Annotated in this window: 9 protein-coding genes; 6 read left to right on the top strand and 3 right to left on the bottom strand. The window is 69.4% G+C overall.

Going from position 1 to position 10,368, the window contains the following annotated elements:
- Positions 1 to 21 precede the first annotated feature (21 nt).
- The 3 genes from AB0M14_RS07930 to AB0M14_RS07920 are packed head-to-tail and all read left to right on the top strand — an operon-like array spanning position 22 to position 4,906.
- Positions 22 to 1,656, top strand: coding sequence for an SDR family NAD(P)-dependent oxidoreductase (locus tag AB0M14_RS07930; protein ID WP_364990208.1), 1,635 nt, complete (start codon positions 22 to 24; stop codon positions 1,654 to 1,656).
- The gene (locus AB0M14_RS07925; RefSeq protein WP_364990201.1) at positions 1,656 to 2,348 is read left to right on the top strand and encodes an ABC transporter ATP-binding protein; all 693 of its coding nucleotides are present in this window, start codon (positions 1,656 to 1,658) and stop codon (positions 2,346 to 2,348) included. Before AB0M14_RS07930 ends, AB0M14_RS07925 begins: the two co-directional genes overlap by 1 nt.
- Positions 2,345 to 4,906: an ABC transporter permease gene (locus AB0M14_RS07920; protein ID WP_364990198.1), complete on the top strand. Its 2,562-nt coding sequence runs from the start codon at positions 2,345 to 2,347 to the stop codon at positions 4,904 to 4,906. Before AB0M14_RS07925 ends, AB0M14_RS07920 begins: the two co-directional genes overlap by 4 nt.
- A gap of 6 nt (positions 4,907 to 4,912) precedes the next feature.
- Here the strand turns inward: AB0M14_RS07920 and AB0M14_RS07915 are convergent, their stop codons facing one another.
- The 3 genes from AB0M14_RS07915 to AB0M14_RS07905 all read right to left on the bottom strand — a co-directional run bounded on the left by AB0M14_RS07915 (position 4,913) and on the right by AB0M14_RS07905 (position 6,599).
- Positions 4,913 to 5,590, bottom strand: a complete 678-nt coding sequence (locus AB0M14_RS07915; protein ID WP_364990196.1) for an HD domain-containing protein — start codon at positions 5,588 to 5,590, stop codon at positions 4,913 to 4,915.
- Positions 5,591 to 5,615: 25 nt separating this feature from the next.
- On the bottom strand, positions 5,616 to 6,059 hold the full coding sequence (locus tag AB0M14_RS07910) for a hypothetical protein (RefSeq protein ID WP_364990194.1): 444 nt from the start codon (positions 6,057 to 6,059) through the stop codon (positions 5,616 to 5,618).
- A gap of 102 nt (positions 6,060 to 6,161) precedes the next feature.
- Positions 6,162 to 6,599, bottom strand: coding sequence for a MarR family winged helix-turn-helix transcriptional regulator (locus AB0M14_RS07905; RefSeq protein WP_364990191.1), 438 nt, complete (start codon positions 6,597 to 6,599; stop codon positions 6,162 to 6,164).
- Between the two features lie 161 nt (positions 6,600 to 6,760).
- On the opposite strand from AB0M14_RS07905, the gene AB0M14_RS07900 reads away from it, so the two are divergent.
- The 3 genes from AB0M14_RS07900 to AB0M14_RS07890 all read left to right on the top strand — a co-directional run bounded on the left by AB0M14_RS07900 (position 6,761) and on the right by AB0M14_RS07890 (position 10,333).
- The gene (locus AB0M14_RS07900; protein WP_364990188.1) at positions 6,761 to 7,924 is read left to right on the top strand and encodes an SMI1/KNR4 family protein; all 1,164 of its coding nucleotides are present in this window, start codon (positions 6,761 to 6,763) and stop codon (positions 7,922 to 7,924) included.
- Between the two features lie 103 nt (positions 7,925 to 8,027).
- Entirely contained in the window at positions 8,028 to 8,888 is an 861-nt protein-coding gene (locus AB0M14_RS07895) for a LuxR C-terminal-related transcriptional regulator (protein WP_364990183.1), read from the top strand.
- A gap of 134 nt (positions 8,889 to 9,022) precedes the next feature.
- Positions 9,023 to 10,333, top strand: coding sequence for an MFS transporter (locus AB0M14_RS07890; RefSeq protein ID WP_364990180.1), 1,311 nt, complete (start codon positions 9,023 to 9,025; stop codon positions 10,331 to 10,333).
- The last annotated feature ends 35 nt before the right edge of the window (positions 10,334 to 10,368 follow it).

Here is a 10,368-nt window from a genome sequence, read left to right as displayed (position 1 = left end):
CGCACCGAGCGGAGGAGTGAGATGAGCAGGCAAGCAGGGGTGGTCCTGATTACCGGGGCCGCATCGGGGATGGGGCGGGCGACCGCACGGTTCCTGAGCGAGCGGGGTTATGCGGTGGAGGGGGCCGATCTTGCGGCTCCGGACGATGCGGGCTTCCCGATCAGTGTTGTCGACGTCGGCGATGACGAGGCTGTGCGGCGGTGGATCGCCGAGGTCCGAGATCGACACGAAAACATCTGTGCGGTCATCACTTTCGCCGGATACGCGATCAAGGGCGCTGTCGAGGAGACCGGATCCGCTGAAGCCGCCGCGATTCTGAACACCAACGTGCTCGGTACCGCCCGTGTCGTGCGCGCCGTGCTGCCGGTTCTTCGCGCTCAGGGCAACGGCCGGGTCGTACTGGTCAGCTCCGGCGCGGCCATCACCGCGATGCCGTTCGGCGGCTGGTATTCGGCGAGCAAGGCGGCGGTCGAGAAACTGGGGGAGGCGCTGCGCGCCGAGACTTCCGGGTCCGGCGTGCAGATCACCACTCTCATGCCGGGCTGGACGACGACCCCGATCTTCGCCGCCGCCAAGCAGACCAGCGACCGGATCACCGAATACCGCAGCGCCGCAGCTGAAGTCGACCAGCGACTGGACGACTACCTCAACGAGGGCCAAGCCCCCGAAACGGTGGCGCAAGCCGTCGCCGGAATCCTGTCCGCGCGCAAGGTACGCGGCGTCTACCGGGTCGGCCAGGACGTGCGCCGGTCCCATCTCGCCCGCCGGTTCACCCCGGCCGGGCTCTACGAGCGAATGGTCAACGACTACTACGGAATTGGAGTCAAGGCACCCGTGTCTACCCTTACCGCCCTGCCCCCACTGGTCGATCCCGCCACCCGGGAACCGCTGACCGAAGGGCCCGACGGCGCCCTGGTCACCCCGTCGGGCGCGGTCTCCGTCCCGGTGCTGGACAGGGGCCTGCGCCTCTACGGTGACGCGCCCGCCGCGCCGCCCGCCGAGGCCGACCGCAAGGACACCATCCGTTTCGCCTACCGGATCTATTCCAAGGCCTATCCGATTGTCGCGACCCTGCTGTTCTGGATCGTATGGCGCGGCAACCTGCGCGTCCTGGGCCGGTTCTGCGGCGAACAGGTGCGCACCGCGCTGCGCCGGGACACCGCCTTCGTCGAGGTCGGCGTCGGTGACGGCAGCCTGACGAAGTTCGCCCTCGGGGCCGCGAAGGTCAAGCAACTGCCGCCGATCCTGTTCGTGGACCTGTCCCCGGACATGCTGCGCAAGGCGGCCAAGCGCTTCCGCAAGCAGGACACCGTGGTGTCGCTGGTGGCCGACGCCACCACCCTCGGCATCGAACCCGGGTCGGTACGGCAGCTGGGCTGCTACGGCGCGCTGCACGTGTTCCCGGATCCGCTCGCGGTGCTGAACCACCTCGCCACCCTGCTCGCCGACGACGGCGAACTGTCGCTGTCGGTGCTGACCAGCCCCGGCGTCGGCTGGAAGGACCGGCTCATCGAACGCGCGGTCGGCACCGGCACCATCACCTCCAACTTCACCCGCGCCGACGTGGAGCAGTTGCTCACCAAGGCCGGGCTGGAAACCGTCGAGACCGTGCACAACGGCCACCAGCTGCTGCTGCGCACCCGCCGGGCGGCCTGATGCCGGCGCTGCTGGAATTGTCCGGCGTCACGAAAACCTATGAGCGCGGTGGAGAACGGATCCACGCGCTGCGCGAGTTCGACTGCACGGTCGACGCTGGAGAATTCGTGGTCGTCACCGGACCGTCGGGGTCGGGCAAGTCGACGCTGCTGCATGTGGGCGGCGGGCTGGACGCACCGGACGCGGGCCGGGTCCGGTTCCGCGGCGACGACATCTGGGCGATGAAAGGCAACGCGCGCTCGGCGTTCCGGCGACGCAACCTCGGTTTCGTGTTCCAGTTCTTCAACCTGGTGCCGATGCTGACGGCTGTCGAAAATGTCTCGCTGCCATTGGTTCTCGACGGTGTTCCGGCGCGGCTGGCCGACGAGCGGGCGCGCAAGCTGCTGACCCGGGTGGGGCTCGGAAGCCGGGCCGAGCACCGGCCCGCGGAGTTGTCCGGAGGTCAGATGCAACGGGTCTCGGTGGCGCGGGCGATGGCCGCCGAACCCGCGCTGCTGCTGGCCGACGAGCCGACCGGCAATCTCGACAGTCACTCCTCTGCCGAGGTGCTCGCGCTGCTGCGTGAGCTCGCGGCGGAACAGGACGCGGCGGTCATCATGGTCACCCACGACCCCTCGGTCGTCGAATTCGGTTCGCGGCACATCACCTTGGTCGACGGACGAGTACAGGAAACTGTGCGGGAAGGGCAGTGAGCTTGCTAGCTCGGGGCAGTATCACCCGGTTTCATCGTGTCCACCTGAAGGCGCTCGTCTTCGACTGGCGGCGCACGGTTTCCAGCGTGCTCGGCGTGACGATCGGCGTCACCCTGGTGCTCGGCATGATGATGCTGCGCACGGAGGTGGCGCGGCCGTTCGATTCGTTCGGCCCGGCGCTGACCACCGCGGCGGGCGACCAGGTCATCCAGGTGACGCCGGAAGTCGCTGGGCGGCTGCCGAATTCGGTGGTGGATCGGCTGAGCAAGGAACTGCCCGACGCCGAAGCGGTGGTGCCGTTCGTCGCCGGTCTCGCGCCCCTGGAGATCGGCGGGAATCGGCACGGGTTCTTCGTCATGGGTGCGCCCTGCACCATCGAACTGCTGGTCGGCTCGTTCAACTGCGAAGAACGCGCCCGCACCGAGAAACCCGCCGACGGCCCCGGCATGCCGTTCGAGATCCCCGCCGCGATCGCGGACCGGCTCGGCCTGAAACTCGGTCAGGAAGTCCGCATCCCGGGCCAGCCCGCGGGCTCCACCCACCTCGGCTGGACCTTCCCCGAGTTCGACCGAGTCTCCGGCATCAACAACGGCCAGCTCCTGTTCGCGCCCACCCCGGACGATGCCGCGAAGCTGTTGGGCGCGCCGGGTTTCGTGACCGCCGCCTTCGTCGTGCCGAAGCCCGGCGCGAAACTCGATGCGGCAGTGCGGGACATCATCGGCGATGTCGGCCAGATCGGCCCGCCCCGCCCGCAGATCCCCGTCATCTACGCCACCGGCCAGCAGACCCTCGACCTCACCGCGCTCAGCGGCATCATCGTCGGCATTCTCATCGCCATCAACACCATCCTGCTCGGCATCGAGGACCGCCGCTCCGTCATGGGCACCATCGGCGCGATCGGCGCGGCGCCACGCACCATGCTGCTCGGATTCCTGGGCGAAGGCGCGGTGCTCGGCGCGGTCGGCGGAATCCTGGCCGTACCACTGGGTTTCCTGCTCGGCGGCGTACTCGTCGACCGGTTCGGCCGCTCGATGCTCGACGGCTCCGGTGCGGTGATCTCCGCGCACTGGGATCCGATGCTGATCGGATACGGCCTGGGCGCGGGCATACTCTGCGGGATGCTGGCGATCGCCGGCCCGGCCTGGCGGCTGGTCCGGGAAGGCCCGCTCGCCTCGATGGCCAGCTTCGGCGTGGTCCGCCGCACCCGCTCGGTCTCGCGGTGGACCGTGCTGCTCGGCATCGCCATGCTGGCCGGGGCGCTGCTGTTGATGCGAGAGTTCAACAAGGGCAAGGTTTCCCTGGACACCGGCAGTACCGCGCTGTTCCTCGGCCTGGCCGGTCTGGCGGCCGTCACCGTGTGGCTCACCCCGCCCGTGGCCGCTCGGCTGCTCGGGTTACTGGCCCGGCGTCGGGCCGGCGTCGGCCGCCTCGCGAGCGCCGATCTGCGCCGCTACTCGGTCCTGTTCGCGACCACGGTCGCGGTCCTGACCGTGGGGGCGGGCCTGGCCATCGGCTCCGCCAGCGTGCAGCTGCTCGCGGCGGATCAGGTTGCGGCACAGAAGGCGTCACGCCTGCCCGACGCGCTCGTCATCGCCCCGCAGGCCATTCTCGACCAGCGTCAAGGTCAGCTCGCGGACCAGACCTACGACCTGATCGCGCAGGCCGCGGCAGGTCGCGAGATCGCCTCCCGCCGACAGGCTTTCCTGCCCTCGAAGACCGAACCTCGGATGGTCCTGGGCATCTCGCCGGGCGGCTGGTACGCCAACGCGCTGGCGGCGCCCACGACGAACCCGGAAGCGCTGTGGCGCGGCCTGTCCGCCGGCGAAGTCGCCCTCAGCACGATCGCCGCGGGCCGCCTGAACGCGACCGCCGGCTCCACCGTCGAACTGCCGACCCCGCAGGGCCACAAGCGGTATCGCGTGGCGGGCACCTTCGTCCCGCAGGTCGTCAACGACTCCACCCTCGGCGACATCGTCCTGGTCTCCGAGGCCTTGGCAGTCCAGGACTGGCACGCGATTCGCGACCAGGTAGTGGTTCGCTACGCCTCCCCGGAGGAGGCCACCGCACACCGCGCCGAGTTCCTCGCGCTGGAGGCCGGACTCTCGGTGTACGACAACCAGGAATGGGCCCGCGCCGCGGCGGCTGCCATCACCCGGTTCTTCGAACCCTTCACCGTCACCGGCTTCGTAGTGATGATCACCGCGGGCATCAGCGTCCTGAACATCTTCGTGCTCGGGCTGATCCAACGCCGCCGCGAGCGCGCGGTGCTGCGCGCCATCGGCGTAACCACCCGTACCGAACAGGCCGCCATCCTGATCCAGGCGGGACTACTGGCCGTCCTCACCGCTGCCGCGGCAGTGCTCGGGGGCCTGGGCCTGATCTACTTGCAGGCCTTGGCTTCTCCCGTCTTCTACGGCTTCCAACTGGACTGGGGCGTGCTTCCGCAACCACTACTGATCAGCCTGGCCGGAGTGGCGATCCTGGTGGGGGCGGCGGCGGCCTACCCGCTGTACCACGCGAGCCGGCTGGAAGCCGTCGACGTGCTCCGAGCCGAATAGCGGCAATCAGTCACGCCCGGCCGAGTTGTCCCAGCTGTTGTGCTCGAAGAGCATCTCGAGTGTGGCGTAGGGGAGCTCTGGATGGCGTTGGTGCACAAGCTCGCCCGCGAGGGTGCAGGGCGGGGCCTTCAGGGGGTTGGCGAGGGCTTGGAGTTCGACTATGCGGGTGAGGGCGGGAGTGCCGCCGAGGCGCGGGTAGGCGCGGTGCACCAGGTCCGCGAAGCCGGGCGGGAGGTCGCCGGGGCTGCCGCCGACATCGATGCCGATCCCCTCGGCGGCGATCCAGATTTCGGCGGGGCGGCGTCGGCGATAGACCGGCGAGGCCGTGAAGTTGTTGGTGTGTACGGCGATGCCGTCCCAGATGAGGTCGACGCGCTCGTCGGTGACGCCGTTGTCCTCGAGGAAGCGGGCCGCGAAATCGGCGCCGTCGAGTTCGAATTGCTGGTCGCCGTTGGCGGATTCGGTCAGGCCGATGTCGTGCAGGGCGCAGATGAGGAAGAGGTTCTCCTCGTTGTAGTCCTGGTCCGGCTGGAGCCCCCGGGCGGCTGCGTAGGCCCGGGCGAACAGGAAACCGCGGATGCTGTGATTGGCCAGGATCGGTTCCTGCGCCTCGACGATCAGGCGGTGCGCCTTGTCCGCGAGCGGCGTCGACGGGAGCGCGAGGGTTTCGATTGCGGTGGACATGCGTTGTCTCCTCTGCGAATTCGGATCAGGCCGTGGAGCCGGGCCGGACGATCATCAGGACCACGACGGCCGTCCACAACAGGTTGTAGATGCCGGCGAGCATGGACAGGGTGCGCAGTTGACGGCCGTCGTCTGGCACGGCGAGCGCGGTGCGCTGCAAGGGATAGATCTGCACGGCGACGAGGCCGCCGGCCACCGCGGTGAGGATCATGGCGATGGTGATCCAGATTTCGCCCATGCGCCCCTGGACGGCGGCCAGGACGATGCCGATGAGCGGCACGATCAGGCCGATCTTGGCGTAGCCGCCGGTGATCCGGTGCATGGCCCGGGCGACGCCGAGGCTGCGGTCGGATTCGGCCGGTGCGGCGAGGACGGGCGCGTAGCGCGGGAACAAGCTGGTCGCGACGGCGGACCCGCCCACGAACACGATGCCGGCCACCACGTGGATCGACAGCAACACATGCTCCACCGGGGAACTCCCTTCATCCTTCAATGTGGTTGAAGCCTAGCGCAAGCTTCAATCACATTGAAGGATGTGTCCGGAATCACCAGTGCCGGTAGGGCAGCGCCCTCACATCTCGGCGAACACGGCGAGGATGGCGGCGCCGACCTGCCGCAGAATCGGGTCCGACTCCGGCCCGAACAGCTGGGAGTCCACCGTGGACACCGCTGTCCGGGCTTCGGCCAGCAACCGTTTGCCCTTCGCGGTCAGTTCGATCGTCGACGCCGACCCGGCGCGCGCGGTGAGATCCTGCACCAGCTCGGCGCTCACCAGCGCCTTCACGCCGTTGTGCACACTCTGCACACTCGTGCCCGACATCCGCGCCAGCTCACTGAACGACACGCCCGGCAGGCTGGAGATATGCCCGAGCAAGCCGAGCCGGGCGATGGTCAGATCCAGCGGCGCGAGCGCGGCCGACAGCTCGTTCTCCACCTTGCGCGCGAGCGTCAGCACGATGATCGATGCGCTGGTCACGGGCGGAGTGGGCCGGGCATTGTCGGTGGTCACCTGTTCATTTTCGCGCACCCGGATCGGCGTCCCGCCGGGAACCGCCGCGGCCTGGCAGGACGTGTTGTCCGACACGCCGATTGGTCCGGCGCCAACTCCGCGATCGGTCCGCCGCGGCTGGCTAGGCTTTCCGGGTAGCAAACCGTCAGCGAAGGAGTGGGATGGGTGCGGCCGTGGGACGGGAGGCTTGGCAGGAACTGATCGGCCGCATGGTGATCCAGAAGCGGCGGCTGGTGAAGTTCCGGGAGTACGAGTCCGATACCCGGCCGAATCCGGGCGCCGGCGAGGAGCAACTGCGGGCGGCCGAACAGCGGCTCGGGCGGCCGCTGGACCCGCAATATCGCGAACTGCTCGCGGTGGCCGACGGCTGGGAGTACTTCGACCTGTCCTACTCGCTGCTCGGCACCGAGGACATCGGCGCAGGTGCGCGCTGGGCCTCGGGCTTGATGCAGGCCGATATCTGGTTCGACGACGAGGAGTGGGCCGAGGAAGTCGGCGCGCCCAATGAGCCCGAGCAGTATCAACTGGTGGTCGAGAACGACATCGGCTACGCCGGGAACATCTTCCTCTTCGCGGGGCGGGCGACCCGCTTGGTGACCGGCGCGGCGGTCCCGCTGCCGCCGGAGATGACCTACCCGGATCTCTACAGTTTCTTCAGCGCCGAACTCGACAGCATGATCGCCGAGGCCGACCAGGCAACCCTGGGCGAATACTCCGAGCCGTGGTGGGGCCGCAACCTGCGCACCCACCCGCCGACGCTGGCCGAGATCGTCGCCAAGATCGCCGAACTGCACGCCATCGGACGCCCCGATACCCCGACGCCGCTGCACCCGGGCGCCACCGACTACGAACTGGCCCTGCTGCACCGCAACCTGGGCGGCTGCCTGCACCCGGAACACCGTGAGCTGCTAGCGGTGTCCAACGGCCTGAGCACCCCGTATCACGGCGTCGGCGACATCCTCTCGGTGGCGGAGATCCTGGACGGGGCCCGCTGGAGAGACATGCTGGCCCGCAAGCAGATCGAAGACGACCGCTGTTACCACGACCAAGTGCTCTACCGCCGCGATTCCGACCTCCCCGACCCCGAACCGCTGGCCCCGGTCGCCGAGCGCATCGGCTACATCCCCGCCGTGCCCTTCGCGATCTCCGGCTCCGACCCACAGGGCGTCGACACCCGGGACGGGCACATCCGCGACCTGCTCATGGACGTCTCCGTCGCGCGTGGCGCGCACCGTACCTCCGCCGGCACCGTCCGCGCTCACCTGCTGCACGCCTGCTGGCGCATCTGGTGGGAAATCGGCTGCCCCGGCCGCGCGGGCCGCTGACCGATCAGCCGTGGTTCGGCCGAAAAGCGGGACGGTGCACTAGTGCGGGCCTTAGCATCCGCTTACGCTGCTGGCCCGTAGCTGCTGGACGAAGGGATCGCCGATGACCGATACGCTGGCTTCGCTGCGCCCTCGGGACGACGACGCGCTGCGCGGGGAACTGCGGCTGGTCGCGCGGGAATCGGCCGCGCCGGTGGTGTTCGGCGGCGCGGTTCAAGCGGGCGACGTGCTGATGCTCTCGGAATTCGTCGGCACCCGCACGCGCGGCCTGCACGGGTTGCTGATTCCGCCCGCGAGCGGGCTGGGCGGCCGGGTGGTGGCGCTGGGACGGCCCGCTGGAGTCGCGGACTACGCGAACGCCCCCTCGATCAGTCACGACTACGACCGGGTCGTGGTCGGTGAAGGCATCCGGTCGGTGGTGGCGGTCCCGGTGGTCGTGGGCGGGAAGGCGCGGGCGGTGCTGTACGCGGCCGGGCGCACCGCGCCGGTCGGCGATCGGACCACCGATGTCCTGGCCCGCTCGGCGGCGCGGCTGGCCACCGAGCTCGCGATCCGCGACGAGGTGGACCGGCGGATGCGGATGGCGCGGGCCGCGGCCGTCGCCACGGGCGCGGCCGACGCGGCACGGGCCGAGGGCATTCGCGGCGTGCACGCCGACCTGCGCGGAATCACGAGCGCCGTCACCGATCCGGTGCTGCGCCGCGCGCTGTCCGCGCTGTCGGAGCGGCTCGCGGCGGTGCTCTCCGGCGAGGACGCGCCGGCGACCGGGGTGGCCTTGTCGCCGCGCGAGCTCGATGTGCTTGCCCAGGTCGCCCTCGGTTGCTCCAATGCCGAAGCGGCGGAACGACTATCGCTGCGCATGGACACGGTCAAAGGCTATCTGCGCAGCGCCATGCGCAAACTCGACGCCACCTCCCGGCACGAAGCGGTGGTGAACGCGCGGCGCCAGCGGCTGCTGCCCTAGCGGGGCGCCGCACCCTCCCGGTCCGGACGACTCCCTTCTTTCGGGGGTGGTCGCGCCGTGACCCGCATCACTATGGTCCCTTTCACCCTGCACGCCCGACCGGATGGCGCAGGGGGCGTGAGAAGAGGATCCACATGACAAATCTGTCACCACCCCAGGCCCCGGCGCCGGCGTCCGGCACGAGCGTGCGCCGGGTGGCCGTCGCGAGCTGCATCGGCACCACCATCGAGTTCTACGACTTCTTCATCTACGGGACGGCGGCCGCGCTGGTCTTCCCGAAGGTGTTCTTCCCGGCGCTCGGCTCGACGGCGGGCACCGTCGCCTCCTTCGCGACCTTCGCGGTCGCCTTCTTCGCCCGCCCGGTCGGGGCGATGCTGTTCGGCCATTTCGGAGATCGGCTGGGCCGCAAGAAGACGCTGGTGTCGACCCTGTTGCTGATGGGTGTCTCGACGTTCCTGATCGGCCTGCTGCCCGGCGCGGGCACCCTCGGCGTCGCCGCCCCGATCATCCTGGTGCTGTTGCGTTTCGGTCAGGGCTTCGCGGTCGGCGGCGAGTGGGCCGGCGCCACCCTGCTGACCGCCGAGTACGCGCCACCAGGAAAACGCGGGCTCTACGCGATGTTCCCGCAGGTGGGCCCGGCCTTCGCGTTCCTGCTGTCCAGCGCCACCTTCCTGATCACCGGCCAGGTGCTCGGCGATACGAATCAGGCGTTCCTGGACTGGGGTTGGCGGATCCCATTCCTGTTCTCCATCGTGCTGGTCGGCATCGGGCTGTACATGCGGCTGGCCATCGAGGAGACCCCGGTCTTCCGGGCCAACGCCGCCCAGGAGACCGCACCCGCGCGCCTGCCGTTCCTGGACGCCGTGCGCTTCCAGACCCGCGAGATCCTGCTGACCGGCGGCACGCTGGCCATCCAGTTCGGCTTCTTCTACATGGGCACCGCGTACCTGGCCAGCTACGGCACCAAAACGCTCGGCTTCACCCGCCCGTTCGTGCTGACCGTGGGCATCGTGTCCGCGCTGGTGTTCGGTGCGGCGATCATCGTCTCGGCGCTGTACTCCGACCGCATCGGCCGCCGGCGCGTGGTCCTGTACTCCTCCGGGGCCGCCGTCTTCTGGGCGTTGCTGCTGTTCCCGCTGCTCGATACTCGCTCGCCGGCGGCCTTCGCGATCGGAATCGCCGTCACCCTGGGCATTTTCGGCCTCGCCTACGGCCCGGTCGGCGCGATGCTGCCGGAACTGTTCGAGACCCGCTTCCGCTACACCGGCGCCGGGCTCGGCTACAACCTGGGCGGCATCCTCGGCGGCGCGATTCCGCCGCTGATCGCCGCCCCGCTCGCCGCGGCCTACGGCAGCAACGCCATCGGCGTGCTGCTGGCCGGTATCGCTCTGCTCAGCTTCTTCTGCACAAAGGCGCTGGTGGAGACCAAAGACAAGGCACTGTAACTCTATTCGCTCGTCCCGTTCGATCAGGAGATAGC

It is taken from the genome of Nocardia sp. NPDC051832 (genome assembly GCF_040681285.1).
Lineage (GTDB): Bacteria > Actinomycetota > Actinomycetes > Mycobacteriales > Mycobacteriaceae > Nocardia.
The sequence above is the reverse complement of the archived record's forward strand: the minus strand, read 5'-3'. Positions and strand labels throughout refer to the sequence as shown.